The sequence below is a fragment of the Pseudomonas sp. 382 genome, assembly GCF_002759075.1.
Lineage (GTDB): Bacteria > Pseudomonadota > Gammaproteobacteria > Pseudomonadales > Pseudomonadaceae > Aquipseudomonas > Aquipseudomonas vlassakiae.
The window spans coordinates 38,041-54,891 of sequence record NZ_PEMX01000022.1 but is presented as its reverse complement, the minus strand read 5'-3'; the positions used below and the strand labels follow the sequence as shown (position 1 = coordinate 54,891).

The 16,851-nt window shown below is 63.9% G+C and carries 17 protein-coding genes; 2 read left to right on the top strand and 15 right to left on the bottom strand.

The window, feature by feature from the left end:
• Positions 1–7 precede the first annotated feature (7 nt).
• Both CQW31_RS21510 and CQW31_RS21505 read left to right on the top strand, forming a co-directional pair.
• On the top strand, positions 8–286 hold the full coding sequence (locus CQW31_RS21510; RefSeq protein WP_082433671.1) for a type II toxin-antitoxin system Phd/YefM family antitoxin: 279 nt from the start codon (positions 8–10) through the stop codon (positions 284–286).
• On the top strand, positions 246–563 hold the full coding sequence (locus CQW31_RS21505) for a type II toxin-antitoxin system RelE/ParE family toxin (protein WP_054886905.1): 318 nt from the start codon (positions 246–248) through the stop codon (positions 561–563). Before CQW31_RS21510 ends, CQW31_RS21505 begins: the two co-directional genes overlap by 41 nt.
• A gap of 3 nt (positions 564–566) precedes the next feature.
• Here CQW31_RS21505 and CQW31_RS21500 read toward each other — a convergent pair whose 3' ends face one another.
• The 15 genes from CQW31_RS21500 to CQW31_RS21425 all read right to left on the bottom strand — a co-directional run bounded on the left by CQW31_RS21500 (position 567) and on the right by CQW31_RS21425 (position 16,704).
• Positions 567–893: a hypothetical protein gene (locus CQW31_RS21500; protein ID WP_054886906.1), complete on the bottom strand. Its 327-nt coding sequence runs from the start codon at positions 891–893 to the stop codon at positions 567–569.
• On the bottom strand, positions 890–1,813 hold the full coding sequence (locus tag CQW31_RS21495) for an alpha/beta hydrolase (RefSeq protein WP_099815346.1): 924 nt from the start codon (positions 1,811–1,813) through the stop codon (positions 890–892). The genes CQW31_RS21500 and CQW31_RS21495 overlap by 4 nt, the downstream gene beginning before the upstream one ends.
• Positions 1,785–3,062 (bottom strand): flavohemoglobin expression-modulating QEGLA motif protein, encoded by a 1,278-nt coding sequence (locus tag CQW31_RS21490; protein WP_054886908.1) that lies wholly within the window; start codon positions 3,060–3,062, stop codon positions 1,785–1,787. The genes CQW31_RS21495 and CQW31_RS21490 overlap by 29 nt, the downstream gene beginning before the upstream one ends.
• Positions 3,063–3,215: 153 nt before the next feature.
• On the bottom strand, positions 3,216–3,764 hold the full coding sequence (locus tag CQW31_RS21480) for a hypothetical protein (RefSeq protein WP_054886909.1): 549 nt from the start codon (positions 3,762–3,764) through the stop codon (positions 3,216–3,218).
• A 29-nt stretch (positions 3,765–3,793) separates the two neighbouring features.
• Positions 3,794–4,498 carry a TetR/AcrR family transcriptional regulator gene (locus tag CQW31_RS21475; RefSeq protein WP_054886910.1) on the bottom strand — a complete coding sequence of 235 codons (705 nt, stop codon included), beginning with the start codon at positions 4,496–4,498 and terminating at the stop codon, positions 3,794–3,796.
• Positions 4,499–4,704: 206 nt separating this feature from the next.
• A complete protein-coding gene (gene lysS / locus CQW31_RS21470; protein ID WP_054886911.1) occupies positions 4,705–6,207 on the bottom strand; it encodes a lysine--tRNA ligase in 1,503 nt (500 codons plus the stop codon).
• A gap of 93 nt (positions 6,208–6,300) precedes the next feature.
• Positions 6,301–7,396, bottom strand: a protein-coding gene (gene prfB / locus CQW31_RS21465; protein ID WP_099815345.1) for a peptide chain release factor 2 whose coding sequence is annotated in 2 segments (ribosomal slippage) — positions 6,301–7,323 and positions 7,325–7,396 — 1,095 coding nt in all. Because the reading frame shifts where the segments join, the coding sequence is not laid out codon by codon here.
• Between the two features lie 92 nt (positions 7,397–7,488).
• Complete coding sequence (locus tag CQW31_RS21460) at positions 7,489–8,493, bottom strand: PleD family two-component system response regulator (protein WP_054886913.1); 1,005 nt, start codon at positions 8,491–8,493, stop codon at positions 7,489–7,491.
• 51 nt (positions 8,494–8,544) lie between these two features.
• On the bottom strand, positions 8,545–9,558 hold the full coding sequence (locus tag CQW31_RS21455; protein ID WP_054886914.1) for a chemotaxis response regulator protein-glutamate methylesterase: 1,014 nt from the start codon (positions 9,556–9,558) through the stop codon (positions 8,545–8,547).
• Positions 9,555–11,846, bottom strand: a complete 2,292-nt coding sequence (locus CQW31_RS21450; protein ID WP_099815344.1) for a hybrid sensor histidine kinase/response regulator — start codon at positions 11,844–11,846, stop codon at positions 9,555–9,557. The genes CQW31_RS21455 and CQW31_RS21450 overlap by 4 nt, the downstream gene beginning before the upstream one ends.
• A complete protein-coding gene (locus CQW31_RS21445) occupies positions 11,843–12,508 on the bottom strand; it encodes a chemotaxis protein CheW (RefSeq protein ID WP_099815343.1) in 666 nt (221 codons plus the stop codon). The genes CQW31_RS21450 and CQW31_RS21445 overlap by 4 nt, the downstream gene beginning before the upstream one ends.
• Positions 12,505–13,758, bottom strand: a complete 1,254-nt coding sequence (locus CQW31_RS21440) for a protein-glutamate O-methyltransferase CheR (RefSeq protein ID WP_099815342.1) — start codon at positions 13,756–13,758, stop codon at positions 12,505–12,507. Before CQW31_RS21440 ends, CQW31_RS21445 begins: the two co-directional genes overlap by 4 nt.
• Positions 13,755–14,261: a chemotaxis protein CheW gene (locus CQW31_RS21435; protein WP_099815341.1), complete on the bottom strand. Its 507-nt coding sequence runs from the start codon at positions 14,259–14,261 to the stop codon at positions 13,755–13,757. Before CQW31_RS21435 ends, CQW31_RS21440 begins: the two co-directional genes overlap by 4 nt.
• A 5-nt stretch (positions 14,262–14,266) precedes the next feature.
• Positions 14,267–15,889 carry a methyl-accepting chemotaxis protein gene (locus tag CQW31_RS21430; RefSeq protein ID WP_099815340.1) on the bottom strand — a complete coding sequence of 541 codons (1,623 nt, stop codon included), beginning with the start codon at positions 15,887–15,889 and terminating at the stop codon, positions 14,267–14,269.
• Positions 15,890–16,017: 128 nt separating this feature from the next.
• On the bottom strand, positions 16,018–16,704 hold the full coding sequence (locus CQW31_RS21425; RefSeq protein ID WP_099815339.1) for a tellurite resistance TerB family protein: 687 nt from the start codon (positions 16,702–16,704) through the stop codon (positions 16,018–16,020).
• Positions 16,705–16,851 lie beyond the last annotated feature (147 nt).

Here is a 16,851-nt window from a genome sequence, read left to right as displayed (position 1 = left end):
TACAACGATGACCTATCCTGTTCTCGCCGATCTGGCAGCATCGATCACCGACCTTAAGAAAGACCCCATGGGTACTATCCGCGAAGCTGCCGGTGAAACCGTGGTCATCCTCAATCGCAACGAACCGGCGTTCTATGCCGTGCCGCCCGAGCGCTACGAAGCGATGATGGATCTGATCGACGACATGCAACTGGCCGAGCTTGTCCGGCAACGGCGTGGAGGGCCCACAGTAAGAGTGGATATTGATGAGCTCATCGCCGAAGCCGGAGGCAGCAAAAAGCTATGACCTTGAATTCGATGTAAGAGCAAGGAAGGAGTTCGCAAAGCTCGACGGCTCGTTGCAGCTACAGTTCGCAAGAAAACTCAAGGTGCGGCTGACACAGCCGAGGGTGGAGAAAGACAAACTCTCCGGCATGGCTGACTGTTACAAGATCAAACTGAGGTCCGCTGGCTATCGACTGGTCTACCGGGTAGTCGATCACCGCCTGGTTGTGATTGTCATTGCGATCGGCAAGCGAGAGCGAAGCGCAGCCTATGATGCAGCCCGCTCCCGCCTGACCTGAGGATCACTGCACCTGCTGCGGCGTCTCCTTGCCCATGCAGCGCACTGCACGCTTGCGGCTGTCTACCAGCACGCCAGTCAGGCCTTTCTGCTCGGTATCGAACAGCACCAGCACGCCATCCACGCATTGGGCCACCTGCGATGCCGGGTCCAGCGAGACCTTGTAGTCCTCGCCAGGAATCGTCTTGAGCATGGTGAAGTCCTGCAGCAGCAGCGCATCCTCTGGTTTGGCGAAATGCAGGTAGCCGTAGTACCAGAGGGTCCCCACCGTCACGACGATGCTGCCGACACCGGTCAGGATCAGCGGGATGGCGTTGCGTTCTTCACTCATTGGGCGTTCTTCTCGTCAGGGTAGTTGGGCACTTCGGCAAGCCGCCGCAGGCCGTTGAAATGGCTGGGGTCATCGAGGAAGCGCAGCATCACCTGGCGCCATACCGGGTCGGCGAAGGTCTGCACGTGGCCGCCACGGGTCAGTTGCAGCACGCGTGGCGCCGGTGCGTGCTGGTACAGGCGGATGCCGTTGTCCATCGGCACCAAGGTGTCGTCGATGCTGTGGAAGAACAGCTTTGGCGGGCTGCTCACTTGCCCGATCGAATGGATTGCGCTGTCGCCATCCGGTACCAGCCAGGACAGCGGCACCTGCAGCGGCCACGTCAGCCACGAAGTGCCCAGGGCATAACGCCCTACCCCACGGTAGCTGGCCGGCACGCCGTCGAACACCAGGGCACTGAAGCGCTGGCGCTGCTCGGGGTGCTGCGCCAGGTAGTGGATCGCCATCGCTCCGCCGAGGCTCTGGCCGAGCAGTACCAGCGGCTTGCCCTTGACCTCGGGGGCCTGGGCCAGCCATGCCATTGCCGCGTCGATGTCCAGATAGACCTCAGGCAAGCTTGGCGAACCCTCGGACAGGCCATAGCCACGGTAATCGATCATCAGTACCTGGTAGCCCTGCTCCGGTAGCCAGTAGCTGCCGCCAAGGTGGCCCGGCAGATTGCCACCGTTGCCGTGCAGATGCAGCACCGTCCCCTTGAGCTCTACCCCCGCCTTGGCCGGCAGCCACCAACCATGCAGGCGCAGGCCATCGGCGGTGGTGAGGCTGATATCGCGGTACTCCAGCTTGGCGCGTTGCGGAGTGAACGCTTCGCCGGGTTCGGGATAGAACAACAGGCTGCTGCAGCCGCACAGCCCCAGCAGGAGCATGCCCAGTACCAGCGGGCGGCAGCGTTCAGAGAATGTTCGCGTAGTCGGCTTCAATACGATCCAGGCTCAAGTGGTTGAGGAAGTTGGAGAAGCACATCCAGGCCGACAGCGCGTTGAGGTCGCGGAACTGCTCCGGCAAGTACTTGGGCGGCTCGACCAGCCCTTCCTCGACCAGTTGGCGCAAGGTGCGCATGTCTTCCAGGGTGGTCTTGCCGCAGAACAGCAGCGGTATCTGCTCGAGCTTGCCCTTCTTCACGGCCAACTGAATGTAGTTGTAAACCATGATGAAGCCCTTGAGGTAGGACAAGTCCTTGGTGAATGGCAGGCCATTGGGCACCGAACCCCGGAACACCCGGCTGGCGTTGCTGTAGCTCTGTCCCATCTCGAAGCCCTGCTCGCGGAAGAACTCGAACACTTGCAGGAAGTCGGCGCCCTCTTCGACCATGTGGATGGCGCGGGTGCGGTTGGTCAGCTTGCGCAGGCGGCTGGGGTAGGAAGCGAAGGCAATCACCTCCATGAGGATGGCCAGGCCTTCCTGGGTCACCGTCGACGAGGGCGGGCCCTTGGCCAGGAATGTGCAGATCGGCTGGTTCAAACCGTTGAGGGTGGTGCCCACATGCACCAGGCCCTCATGGACCTCCAGCGCACGCACGTCACGGTTGTTGAACATGGCATCGGCGCGCACCTTGATGTAGTCGGCACCGGCTGCGGCATCGGCGACGATACCGTCCGACTCGAAAACGCGGATGGTCTCCTCGGCCTCGCCGAACACCTTGTTCAGGCGGCGCTGGAGGATGTCCACGGCCTCCTTGGCAGTCAGGTTCTTCGGCTCGTCCTTGAGGTCGCCACGCCCGTCGATATTGTTCAGGTAGTCCGAAAGCATAAGCCCCAGGTCGGCCAGGGTCGGGTCACCGGCGTGGAAGGCGTCGGAGGCAGCGCCATACAGCTCCTGCGAGATCAGCCCGAAGTCTTCGGTACCCCGGGCTTCGAGCATGCGCACGACCATGCGGTATTCGCGGCACATGCGCTTCATGATCTGCCCGACCGGGTTGAACTGGCCCAGCTGGCGGATGATGTCGCGCTCGATGGCCTGGAACTCGGCCTTCACCGCGCTGGAGTCGAATGCCAGCGGGCGCGCCAGGTAGTACTCACGGTCAACGGCGGGCGGCTCCTTGCCCTTGGCCTTGAGGAAGCCCTGGCGGATGTTGTCGTCCCATTTCACGGCGTCCAGAACCCGGATCGGGGTCTGCGCCGCGACAATGCGGTCGGACAGCGCGCGGATGGTCTGCTGGTATTCGTCCACCGGGGACTCCTTTCTAGATCAAGATACAAGTCTTGCTTTGCCTGTGCCGGCCTCTTCGCGGGCAAGCCCGCCCCCACAGGGACCGCACTGGTTTCAGCCCCGGTGCAATACCTGTGGGAGCGGGCGCGCCCGCGAAGAGGCCAGCACAGGTGACTACTTGCTACTGCGCTGGAACCGCGCCACTTCGACGAACAGGTCGGAGTTGGCCGGGTCGTCGAGGTACGCCAGCACGCGTTGCGACGGGCTGTCGATCAGCACGCCCTGCTCGCTGTCTTGCGCAATCTGGGTACTGCGCCCGCTCAGTTCCTTTTTCTCGACCGCCTGCTGCACTTGCTCGACGTCGAGGTTATAGACCACCAGTTCCTTGCCATCGACGATGTCGAAACCGCCAATCAGGAAGTTGCCGCCCAGGCGCTTGGGCACGCCAGCCGACAAGTACCAGCGGTTGCCGTGGCGGGAGACGGTGAAGGTGTATTCCTCCGGCGCCTTGCCTTTGGCCGTGGCCACCGCCTTGTACGCATCACCGCCGCTGCGGCTGATGGTCAGCTTCAGCGGCTCGCCCCAGGCATCCTTGCTGCTCCACTTGCCGAGCAATGCCTTGGGCGCAGCCTGGTTGCTCGGCAGCGGCTCATGAAAGCTCACAAGGCAACCGCCCAGCAGGAGGAATGACAACGTCAACAACACCACACGCCAGGCTTTCATCAGGTTCTCCTTGAAAGTTCGGTCACTGCTCAGGCCGAGGCCAACACCAGGTGCAGGTAACGGGTAAGCATAGCGAGCATCTGCCCATCGGCTTGCGCATCGGCATCCTTGAGCAGGCCCTGATATTCCATCTGCTCGATAATCGCCGTCAACATTTGGGCGTCCTGTTCCGGTTGCTGCGAGCCGACCACCTGCAGCAGCTGGCGGGCGCCGTGCAGCAGGATCTGCTCGTGGGCACACACAAGTTCGGCCAGGCGCGGGCACAGCAAGGCCTCCTGGCGGAAGGCCTGCTCGGCCATCATGAAGTCGCGGCGGCTGAGCAGTTGACGCTGTACATAGTCGACGGTCATGCGGGCGATTTCATCAGCCAGCCGCGCCCGCGAATGCACACTGCCATCCCCCTGGGCGAGCAACTGGCGCAGCACCACCTCGGTGTTGGCCCAGAGCTTGGCCATGTAAGCGGCGCTGCGCTCGACATACTGGGCAAAGGTGTCGGTGAGCAGGTCTTCGATGTCCTTGAAGTAGTACGTGGTGGCCGATAGCGGCACTCCCGCCTCGGCGGCCACCGCACGGTGGCGCACGCCTCGCACGCCATCGCGCACGACGATGCGCATGGCGGCGTCGAGGATCAGCTGGCGGCGCTGTTCGCTGCCTTGACGGGCGGTCTTGCGACCCTGGTACTGCACGCTTTCGGCGACGGCGGTGGCGATGCCGGCGGCGCCTTGTTGGGCCATTGCGGGTGTCACAGTGGTTACCTCATGGACAGTGGTCGACCTGTACCGGCCTCTTCGCGGCTAAAGCCGCTCCCACAGGGATTACGCAGCTCTGAGGGCCTGTGCAGTACCTGTGGGAGCGGCTTTAGCCGCGAAGAGGCCGGTACAGGCAATACAAGTGTACAGGCAAGAAAAAGCCGCCCCGAAAGGCGGCTTGTTCAGATCACTCAGGCTTGTGGGCGCATGTGCGGGAACAGGATCACGTCGCGAATCGATGGCGAGTTGGTCAGCAGCATCACCAGGCGGTCGATACCGATGCCTTCACCGGCAGTCGGTGGCATGCCGTACTCCAGGGCGCGAACGAAGTCGGCGTCGTAGTGCATGGCTTCATCGTCACCTGCATCCTTCTCTGCCACCTGGGCCAGGAAGCGCTCGGCCTGGTCTTCGGCATCGTTGAGCTCGGAGTAGGCGTTGGCGATTTCGCGGCCACCGATGAACAGCTCGAAGCGGTCGGTCACGGCCGGGTTGTCGTCGTTGCGGCGAGCCAGTGGCGACACTTCGAACGGGTACTCGGTGATGAAGTGCGGCTGCTCCAGCTTGTGCTCGACCAGCTCTTCGAAAATCATCACCTGCAGCTTGCCCAGGCCTTCGTGGCCCAGCACCTTGGCGCCGGCCTTCTTGGCGATGTCGCGAGCACGGTCGACATCCTGCAGGTCGGCAGCGGTCAGCTCGGGGTTGTACTTGAGGATCGAGTCGAATACCGACAGGCGAGCAAACGGCTCGCCGAAGTGGAACACCTTGTCGCCGTATGGCACGTCGGTGGTGCCCAGCACCAGTTGCGCCAGCTCGCGGAACAGTTCCTCGGTGAGGTCCATGTTGTCGCGGTAGTCGGCGTAGGCCTGGTAGAACTCGAGCATGGTGAATTCAGGGTTGTGACGAGTCGAAACGCCTTCGTTACGGAAGTTGCGGTTGATCTCGAACACTTTCTCGAAGCCGCCAACCACCAGGCGCTTGAGGTACAGCTCCGGCGCGATACGCAGGAACATGGCCATGTCCAGGGCGTTGTGGTGGGTTTCGAACGGCTTGGCCGCTGCACCACCCGGGATGGTCTGCAGCATCGGCGTCTCGACTTCGAGGAAGTCGCGCTCGATGAGGAACTTGCGGATATGCGAGATCACCTGCGAACGCACCCGGAAGGTGTGGCGGGTTTCTTCGTTGACCATCAGGTCAACGTAACGCTGGCGATAGCGCTGCTCGGTGTCGGTCAGGCCGTGGTGCTTGTCCGGCAGCGGGCGCAGCGACTTGGTCAGCAGGCGCACGTTGGTCATCTCGACGTACAGGTCGCCCTTGCCGGAACGGGCCAGGGTGCCTTCGGCGCTGATGATGTCGCCCAGGTCCCAGGTCTTGACGGCGGCCAGGGTTTCTTCGGGCAGTGTCTTGCGGTTGACGTAGACCTGGATACGGCCGGTCATGTCCTGGATGACCATGAACGAGCCACGGTTGAGCATGATGCGACCGGCAACCTTGACCGGGATCGCGGCTGCTTCCAGCTCTTCCTTGGTCTTGTCCGCGTACTGCTTCTGCAGATCGTTGCAGTAGCTGTCGCGGCGGAAGTCGTTGGGGAAGGCATTGCCCTTGGCACGCTCGGCGGCAAGTTTTTCCTTGCGCAGGGCGATCAGGGCGTTTTCTTCCTGTTGCAGGTCTTGCGATTCGGTCTTCAGGTCGCTCATGTCGTCATTCTTTCCATCAGGTATTCGTTGCCCTTTCCGGGCAGGGCACGCGCTACCGGCAAGTGGCCGGGTAGCGCGGCGGTGGTGTACGGCTTACAGCCCCTGCTTGAGGCTCGCTTCCAGATACTGGTCGAGGTCGCCATCCAGGACCTTCTGGCAGTCGCTGCGCTCGACGCCGGTACGCAGGTCCTTGATGCGCGAGTCATCCAGCACGTAGGAGCGGATCTGGTGGCCCCAGCCGATGTCCGACTTGCTGTCTTCCAACGCCTGCGAAGCGGCGTTGCGCTTTTGCATTTCCAGCTCGTACAACTTGGCCCGCAGCATTTTCATGGCGGTGTCCTTGTTGGCATGCTGGGAACGTTCGTTCTGGCAAGCCACCACGGTGTTGGTCGGTACGTGGGTGATACGCACCGCCGAGTCAGTGGTGTTGACGTGCTGACCACCAGCACCGGAGGAGCGGTAGGTGTCGATGCGCAGGTCGGACGGGTTGATCTCGATCTCGACCTTGTCGTCGATCTCGGGGGACACGAACACCGCCGAGAACGAGGTGTGGCGACGCGCGCCGGAGTCGAACGGGCTCTTGCGCACCAGGCGGTGCACGCCGATCTCGGTGCGCAGCCAGCCGAAGGCGTACTCACCCTTGATGTGCACGGTGGCGCCCTTGATGCCGGCGACTTCACCTTCGGACAGCTCGATGATGGTGGCGTCGAAGCCACGCTTGTCGGCCCAGCGCAGGTACATGCGCAGCAGGATGTTGGCCCAGTCCTGCGCCTCGGTGCCGCCGGAGCCGGCCTGGATGTCCAGGTAGGCGTTGTTCATGTCCATCTCGCCGCTGAACATGCGACGGAACTCAAGCTGGGCGAGGGACTCTTCCAGGGCCTGCAGCTCGGTCTCGACGTCGCTGACGGCGCCTTCATCACCTTCCTCGACAGCCATGTCGAGCAGGTCCTTGCAGTCGGCCAGGCCATTGGCCAGCTTGTCCAGGGTCTCGACGACCTGCGCCAGCATGGCGCGCTCGCGGCCCAGGGCCTGGGCGTACTCGGGCTTGTTCCAGACGGCAGCGTCTTCCAGCTCGCGGTTGACTTCGATCAGGCGGTCATGCTTGTGATCGTAGTCAAAGATACCCCCGAATGGACAGGGAACGCTCGGTGAGGTCCTTGATGGTGTTCAGGATTGGTTGGATTTCCATGGGCGGCTGGCTCTCGTGCGAATTCGGTGAAAAGCCCGCGAGTATAACCCATCCAAAGAGCGGCGGCAGCCCGTTGGGCAGCCGCATCGGCGTCAGGCAATGCCGACCTGGTTGCGCCCGTTGTTCTTGGCCTGATACAGCCCCTTGTCCGCCGCCGAAATCAACTGCCGACAATGGCTGCCAATGGCCGGCGTCTGGGTCGCCAGGCCGATGCTTACGGTCAGCAGCGAGTCTGCCGTGGGCACACTGTGCGCAATGTTCAGGCCAAGCACGGTCTGGCGCAGCTTTTCGGCGATCAGGCGTGCACCGCCAGGCGAGGTGTTGGGCAACACCAGGGCGAACTCCTCGCCGCCGTAGCGCGCCGGCAGGTCGGTTGGCCGCGAGCAGGAGCCGCGAATGGCCTCGGCGACCTGGCGCAGCGCTTCGTCGCCGGCCAGGTGACCGAAGCTGTCGTTGAACACCTTGAAGTAATCGACATCGATCATCAGCAACGACAATTGCTGCTGCTCGCGCATGGCCCGGCGCCATTCCAGCTCCAGGTATTCGTCGAAGTGGCGGCGGTTGGACAGCCCGGTCAGGCCGTCGGAATTCATCAGACGCTGCAGCATCAGGTTGGTGTCGAGCAGCTGCTGCTGGCTGACCCGCAGGGCGCGGTAGGCCTCGTCGCGTTGCAGCAGGGTCAGGTAGGAGCGCGAGTGGTAGCGGATACGCGCCACCAGCTCGATGTTGTCTGGCAACTTGACCAGATAATCGTTGGCGCCGGCGGCGAAGGCGGCGCTCTTGACCAGCGGATCTTCCTTGGTCGACAGGACGATGATCGGGATGTCCCGGGTGGCCGGGTTGTTGCGGTACTCGCGAACCAGGGTCAGGCCGTCCAGGCCGGGCATGATCAGGTCCTGAAGGATCACCGTGGGCTTGATGCGCACGGCCTGGGCTACCGCCTGATGCGGGTCGGCGCAGAAATGAAAATCGATGTTCTCTTCCACTGCCAGGCCACGACGCACCGCCTCACCGATCATCGCCTGGTCATCGACCAGCAGGACCATCGCCATGTTTTCATTGGGGGTCGTGAACCCTTCGATCGGTAGATCAGTCATTAGAATTCACCTGACCACGTCCGCTCACGCGGCGCGATTCTATACAAGTCGTCATTTTGCGAAGAGCTCCATCAAGCGCCCGGCGATGCGTTCCAACGGGCGGATTTCCACTGCGGCATCGATCGCCGCAGCGGCCTTGGGCATGCCGTACACCGCACTGCTGGCCTGGTCCTGGGCAATCGTCAGAAAGCCCTGCTGGCGCATCAATTTCAGGCCCTGGGCGCCGTCACGCCCCATGCCGGTAAGCAGCACCCCCACCGCATCGCCGTTCCAGTAGCGCGCCACGCTCTCGAAGAACACGTCGATCGAAGGCCGGTAGATTTCGTTGACGGGCTCGGCAGTGTAGGCCAGCTGGCCGCCCTGGAGCAGACGGATATGGTGGTTGGTGCCGGCCAGCAGCACCTGCCCGGGCTGGGGCGGTTCGCCTTCGCGGGCCAGGCGCACGGGCAAGCCGCAGGCGCTGGCGAGCCATTCGGCCATGCCGGCAGCGAACACCTGGTCGACATGCTGGACCAGTACGATCGATGCCCCAAAACCGCGCGGCAGGCCTTTAAGCAGCACTTCGAGGGCGGCCGGGCCACCTGCGGAAGAGCCAATCGCAACCAGCCCACTGCGCTGGGAAGCCTCGCGCAGGGGGGCGGCGACCGACTTGCTCGCGCCGGGCCGCTGCTGGCCAATCAACCAGCCGATATTGAGGATCTTGCGCAGCAGCGGCGCCGCAGCCTCACGTGCGTCACCGGCTCCCAGTGCGGGGGTGTCGACCACATCCAGGGCGCCATGGCCCATGGCCTCGAACACCCGGTGCACGTTCTGCTTGCGGTCGACCGTGACAATGACGATGGCGCAGGGCGATTCGGCCATGATCCGCCGGGTCGCCTCGACGCCATCCATCACCGGCATGATCAGGTCCATGAGAATCAGGTCGGGAGTGTCCTCGGCGCATTTGCGCACGGCTTCAGCGCCATCGCTGGCCACCCAGATCACCTGGTGCGCCGGCTCGAAGGCCAGGGCCCGGCGCAACGCCTCTACCGCCATGGGCATATCGTTGACGATGGCGATCTTCATCCCTGAGCACCTCCGATCAGTTCCCCCACGGCATCCAGCAACGCATCGTCATGGAAGCTGGCTTTTGCCAGATAGTAGTCGGCCCCGGCATCAAGGCCACGCCGGCGATCTTCTTCACGGTCCTTGTACGACACCACCATCACCGGCAGTGACTGCAACCGTTGGTCGCGGCGCACCAAGGTGACCAGTTCGATGCCATCCATGCGCGGCATGTCGATATCGGTGATCAGCAGGTCGAAGTCTTCGCTGCGCAGCGCATTCCAGCCGTCCATGCCGTCCACCGCCACTGCGACGTCATAGCCACGGTTGCCCAGCAGCTTGCGCTGCAGCTCGCGCACGGTGAGCGAATCATCGACCACCAGGACGCGCTTGCGGCTGGCGCCTCGCGCCCCTTGTGCGCCGCGCTCGATACGCTCCAGCCGGCCGGTGCTGAGCAGCTTCTCGACCGAGCGCAGCAAGTCCTCGACATCGATGATCAGCACCACCGAGCCATCGTCCAGCAAGGCCCCTGCCGAGATGTCCTGGACCTTGCCCAGGCGCGGATCGAGCGGCATCACCACCAGCACCCGCTCACCGACCAGGCGCTCCACGGCGACCCCGTAAAGCTGCTCGCGCTCACGGATCACCACCACCCGCAGGCTGCTGGCCTCGCCCTGCCCCGCCGGCCGGTTGAGCAGCTGGCTGGCAGCCACCAGGCCGATATGCCGACCTTCGTGCCAGAAGTGCTGACGGCCCTCGATCTGTACGATGTCTTCGGTCGCCACTTCAAGGGTGCGCTCGATATGCGCCAGCGGGAACGCATAAGCCTCGCCACCGACTTCCACCACCAGGCTGCGCACCACCGACAGGGTCAACGGCACCTCCAGGTGGAAACGACAGCCCTGGCCGGGCAGCTGCGTCAGCTCGATCGAACCACGCAGGTCGCGGACCATGTGCTGCACCGCATCCAGGCCGACACCACGGCCAGACACTTCGGTGACCTTGTCGCGCAGACTGAAGCCCGGCAGGAACAGGAAGGTCAGCAACTCGGCTTCGCTCATCTGCGCTACGGTGTCGGCCGGCGACAGGCCGCGCTCGACGATGTTGCGCTTGAGGCGCTCAAGGTCGATGCCCGAGCCATCATCGCTCAGTTCGAGGATCAGCAGCCCGGCTTGGTGCGAGGCGCGCAGGCGGATCGTACCTCCCTCCGGTTTGCCCGCCAGCAGGCGCCGCTCGGGCAGTTCAATGCCATGGTCGACGGCATTGCGCAGCAAATGGGTCAAGGGCGCTTCGAGTTTTTCCAGAACATCACGATCGACCTGGGTTTTCTCGCCTTCGATCTGCAGATGCACCTGCTTGCCAAGCGAACGCCCGAGGTCACGAACCATGCGGGTCTGGCCGGTGAGTACGTCGGCGAACGGGCGCATGCGACAGGCCAATGCCGTGTCGTACAGCAACTGGGCTCGCTGGCTGGCCTGCCAGCCAAACTCGTCGAGGTCAGCGGCTTGCTGCTGCAGGATCTGCTGGGTTTCCAGCAACAGGCGCTGGGTCTGCGCCAGGGCATCCAGCACCTCGGGGCTCTGGCCACTGTCTTCAAGCTGCGTCTTCAAACCGTCGAGGGCACGCATGCCCTGGCCGTGCATGCGTTTGAGGCGCTGCAAGGTGGCCAGGTAGGGCTTCAGGCGCTGGGTCTCGACCAATGACTTGCTGGACAGGTCGAGCAGGCTGTTCAGACGGTCGGCGGTGACCCGCAAGACCCGCTCACCGCCCTCGCCTGCGCGCTTGCCGGCCTTGCGCGGCACGGCAGGTTCGACTTCGGCCGCGACGGCCGGCGCCATCGGCTCAAGCTCAGGCTCAGGCGGGGACGGCGGAGCCACGGCAAGCGCCGGTTCAAGCGCTGCCGCTGCCGGTACCGAGCCAGCGGGGTCGAGCAGGCCGGCCATCTGCACCAGGAACGCCGGCACCAATGCCTCGCCATTCGGATCGCCGGGGGTGGCGATGTGCATCAGCAAGTCGGTGCCGCGCAGCAGTGCATCGATGTGTTCGGCGCGCAACAGCAGCCGGCCTTCCTGCGCCGCCACCAGGCAGTCTTCCATGACATGGGCGACGCTGACCCCGGCATCGATGCCGACGATACGCGCGGCGCCCTTCAACGAATGCGCCGCCCGCATGCAGGCTTCCAGCTGGTCGGCCTGGGTCGGGTTGTGTTCCAGTGCCATCAGCCCGGTACTGAGCACCTGAGTCTGTGCCTCGGCCTCCAGGCTGAACAGTTCGAGCAGCGATGCGTCGCGCATTTGCTCTGGGGTCATGACAGGCTCCGCTGCACGGCAGACAGTAAATGGTGATCGTCCAGCACCCGCACACTGCGCCCCCGCCACTGCAACACCGCAGCGGTAAACGGTGCGGCATCCTCGGTGGCCCCCTGCAAAGCGGCATCGAGGCGATGAATGCCGTCGATTTCGTCCACCGCCATCACCACCGGCCCGCCCGACGCTGCCAGGATCAGCATGCGCGGCATCGCCCGACCGCTGCGCGGCTGCTCGGACAAGCGCTCCACACCCAGCAGGTCGGCCAGTGACAGGCAGGGCACCAACGCGCCGCGCACATTGGCGACCCCTTGCAGTACCCGCGAGCGTTGATGGGGCAACGAATGCACCGGTTGCAGGGGAGCGATCTCGGCCAGGCAGGCTGTGGCCAGGGCCAGCCACTCCTCGCCCAGGCGGAACAGCAGCAGCGAGCGCCCGGCCGAGGTTTCGACCGGGGCCGTCTCGTGCGCCAGGTCGGTTTCGATCAGCGCATAGCGATCGAGCAGGCGCGTGGCCGCCGCAGCATAGACTTCACAGTTACGACAATGGATGTGCCGTTCCAGCAACGGGCAATCCTTGCTGCCGTGGACACCGATACGGTTCCAGCAGTCGTCGATGCGCTCATCGTCTTTGGCCAGCAGCTCGACCGCGTGTTCGGCTTTCATCGTTCAGACTCCCGGCCGGCACGTGCGGCACGTTCCTGCAAGCGGCGGGCACCGGCTTCGTCCCCTTGGGAAGCCAGCAGCGTGGCCAGGTGCAACAATGCCTCGGGATGCTGCGGCTCCAGGTAAAGGGCCTTGCGGTAAAGGCTCAACGCCTGCTGCGCATCACCTTCGGTATCGCTGAGCAGCCCCAACCAGTAGTAGACCTGGGCTTTGGGGGCGAACAGGCGCAGGTAGCGCTGGCAACTGGCGCGGGCCTGGGCGCTGTCGCCGGCATTGGCCTGGCGCGCGATGTTGGCCAGCAACTCGCTTTCGCTCTCGCGCGGTTCAGCTGCGTGGGCGGCCGGTGGCACCACGCGCAAGGGCCGAGCCGATGGCACCGTCATGGGCCGCGGGCGGCTCGGTGCTGCCGCAGCTGGCAGCGGCCGTGGCGGCTGGGCGGGTGCAGTCGGCACATCGGCAGGCTGACGAACGTAGGCAAACGACTGGGCTATGCCCAGCGGGCGCATGCCCAACCGCGCCAGCAAGCTGCCTTCGGCAGGGCCGATGAACAGCACACCCTGCGGCTGCGCCAGGCGCTTGAGCACTTCGAACACCCGTTGCTGGGTCGGGACATCGAAATAGATCAGCAGGTTGCGGCAGAACACGAAATCATACTGACCATAGCGGCGGGCCAGCGCTGGGTCGAGCACGTTGCCAACCTCCAGATTCACCTGCTGCAGTACCCGCTCGTTCAGCTTGTGGCCATCATCATCCTCACGGAAATGCCGCTCGCGAAACCCAAGTTCAGCGCCGCGGAACGAGTTGCGCCCGTAGACGCCCTGTATGCCTTTGGCCACCGAGGTAGGGCTGATATCGATACCGTCGATACGGAAATCGGCCGGGCTCATACCCGCATCGAGCAAGGCCATGGCCAGCGAATACGGCTCCTCACCGGTGGAGCAAGGCAGGCTGAGCAGGCGCAAGGGCCGCTCGCCGGCCAACTCGGCCAGGCGCTTCTGGGCCAGCCCGACCAGCGCGGTGAACGAGTCCGGATAACGGAAGAACCAGGTTTCCGGGACGATCACCGCCTCGATCAGCGCCAGTTGCTCATCCGGCGATTGCTGCAGGCGAACCCAGTAGTCACCCAGATCGGCGGCATTCAGGGCGACGCAACGCTGGCGCAGGGCCCGCTCCACCATCGGCACACCAACCGACTCGACATCCAGGCCGATACGTTCCTGCAGGAAGCGGAAGAAACGTTGCTCGCTCATGGCGTCACCTGTTCTGGCGCTTGCGGGAACAACAGTTCGCGCACGCGCTCTGTCAGCAGGTCATCGACTTCTATCCGTTGCAGCAAACCTTGGGCGTCCTGGCGGACCGGGCCCAAGTAGCGCGCTTCGCCGTTGTCCAGGCCATAGGGCTGGAACTCGTCCGGCATGCAACGCAGGGTTTCGGTCGCTTGTTCAAGGATCAGGCCCAGCACCTGGTCGCCACGATAGCGCACCAGCACCAGGCGCGTGCTGGTGCGCTCGGCTGCCGGCTGGCCAAAGCTCAGCGCGCCGAGGTCGACCACCGGCACCAGCACACCGCGATGCGCCAGGATGCCAGCAACCCAGGCCGGCGCCTGGGCAATCGGCTTGAGCGGCCGTCGTGGCAGCACCTCGATCACTTCGCGCACATCCAGGGCAAAGCGCTGCTGGTTGAGGCAAAACTGCAGATACAGGATGCCCTTGGCGCTGGCCGCAGCTGCCGGGGAGGAATGCAAACCGGTCATGGTGGTCAGACTTTGAAGCGCGATACACCACCGCGCAGGCCGGCGGCCACCTGGCTCAACTCATCGATGGCAAAGCTCGCCTGGCGCAGCGATTCCACCGTCTGAGTGCTGGCATCACTGAGCTGGGCCAGGGCCTGGTTGATCTGCTCGGCGCCAGTGGCCTGGGCCTGCATGCCCTCGTTGACCATCAGCACCCGCGGCGCCAAGGCCTGGACCTGGTGGATGATCTGGCTCAGTTGCTCGCCCACCTGCTGCACTTCGAACATGCCACGGCGCACTTCTTCGGAGAACTTGTCCATGCCCATCACCCCTGCCGATACCGCCGACTGGATCTCGCGGACCATCTGTTCGATGTCGTAGGTGGCCACGGCAGTCTGGTCGGCCAGGCGTCGCACCTCGGTGGCGACCACGGCAAAACCGCGGCCATATTCGCCGGCCTTTTCCGCCTCGATGGCGGCATTGAGCGAGAGCAGGTTGGTCTGGTCGGCCACCTTCACGATGGTCACTACCATCTGCGTGATGTTGCTGGCCTTTTCATTGAGGATGCCCAGCTTGGCGTTGACCAGGTCGGCGGCGCCCATCACCTGGTGCATGGTTTCTTCCATGCGCGCCAGGCCCTGCTGGCCGGAACCGGCCAGGCTCGAGGCCTGGTCGGCGGCAGAGGTGACCTCGGTCATGGTGCGCACCAGGTCGCGCGAAGTGGCAGCGATTTCACGCGAGGTGGCGCCGATTTCGGTGGTGGTGGCGGCCGTTTCGGTCGCGGTAGCCTGCTGTTGCTTGGAGGTGGCGGCGATCTCGGTGACCGACGTGGTCACCTGCACCGACGAGCGCTGCGCCTGGGCCACCAGGTTGGCCAGGGCTTCGGCCATTTCGTTGAAGCCGCTTTCGATGGCACCGAACTCATCCTTGCGGTCCAGGCTCAGGCGCATGCTGAGGTCGCCCGAACGCAGCTTGTCGAGGGCATGGACGATGCGTTGTACCGGTGCGGTGATGGCACGCATCAACAGCAGGCCGCAGATACCGGCGGCCACGATCGCCAACAGCAGCGAGACCATCATGCTGCCCTTGGCGGTGCTAACGGCCGTGACGATTTCACGGGTCGCTGCATCTGCAGACTCGCGGTTGTGCTCGATTACCGTGTTGAGGTGCTTGCGCCCTTCCACCCAGGCCGGGGTGAGCACATCCCTGATCAGCCGCTCGGCTTCGACGTAGTTCTGCTGGCGGTAAGCCTCAAGCACTTGGCCGATGATCTTGAGGTAGTTTTCTTCAAGTTTGATGAAGGTATCGAAGCGTTCCTGGTCATCGGTGTCCTGAATGGTGCCTTGGTAGTTCGCCATGAATTGCTTGAGGCGATCTTCGAAACTCTTGAACAGCTCCATGTCGGCCGTGGTGATTTCGCGGTGGCCGGACAGCCCCACCAACTGCTGGCTGGTGACGTAGCTGTCGACCCAGGCGCTGCGGATCATCGAGCTGTAGTAGAGCCCCGGAATGCTGTCTGTTCCCACCGCCTCCTCGGCAGTTTCGATCGTCACCAGCCGCGAGTAGGCGGCTACGATCATCAGCAGCATGATGGCGATGATCACGGCGAAACTTGCCAGGATCCGTTGGCGCAAGGTCCAGTTCTTCACATTCAGCCCTCAGGAATTCACAACGAGCGGGAAAAATCGCCGAATTATAGCCCAGGGTTGCGACCCTATTGCGGCTGAAATGCGAGGTATTCAGGCCTCTATCCTGGTCGGCCTGGCTATTTTCCGCTTCACTGGCCTGCGGCAAGCCGTACCTGGCTCTCCAGTTCCTGGCGCAGGGCAGGGTCGAGACGCAACTGACGGGCCAGTTCGTCCAGGTAGGCGCGCTCCATGAAGTTTTCCTGATCGACCATCATCACACTGGCAAGGTACATCTCGGCCGCCATCTCCGGTGTTTGCGCCGCGCGGGCAACTTCGGCCGGGTCCAGCGGCTTGTTCAGCTCATCGTGCAGCCAGTGCTGCAGGTCGCGATCGCTGTCCAGGCGGGTGAACTCGCCTTCGATCAAAGCCCGCTCGCGGTCGTCGATATGGCCATCGGACTTGGCCGCCGCCACCAGGGCGCGCAGCACCGCCTGGCTGTGCTGCTCGGCCTGGGCCGGCGGCAGGCGGTCGAGGGTCTGCGGCTCGGCGCCCTGGCCTGCGCCCTGGCGTGCCTGCCAGTTGCCATAGGCCTTGTAGGCCAGCACGCCAAGTGCGGCCAGGCCGCCATAGGTGAGCACCTTGCCGCCATACTTGCGGGCCTTCTTGCTGCCCAGCAGCAGGCCCAGCGCCCCTGCCCCCAGGGCACCGCCTCCAGCACCGGAGAGCAGGCTGCCCAGCCCACCCGTGCCAGCCGAGGGCTTACCCGCAGCAGAAGGCTTGTTGAGCAGTTCCTGACCGGATTTGAGCAGTTGGTCGAGCAGGCCCCGGGTGTTCATGCGCACGTCTCCACGGTATGAGAAGGAGCGCCCAGAGTACGGCTTGCCATCCGGCACGCCACCCAGGGATTTGCTTCCGGATGTTGCATTAGCTGGCAAAAAGCCAACTAGACTCCTCATCGCCAACCACTTGCACAGGCGACTACG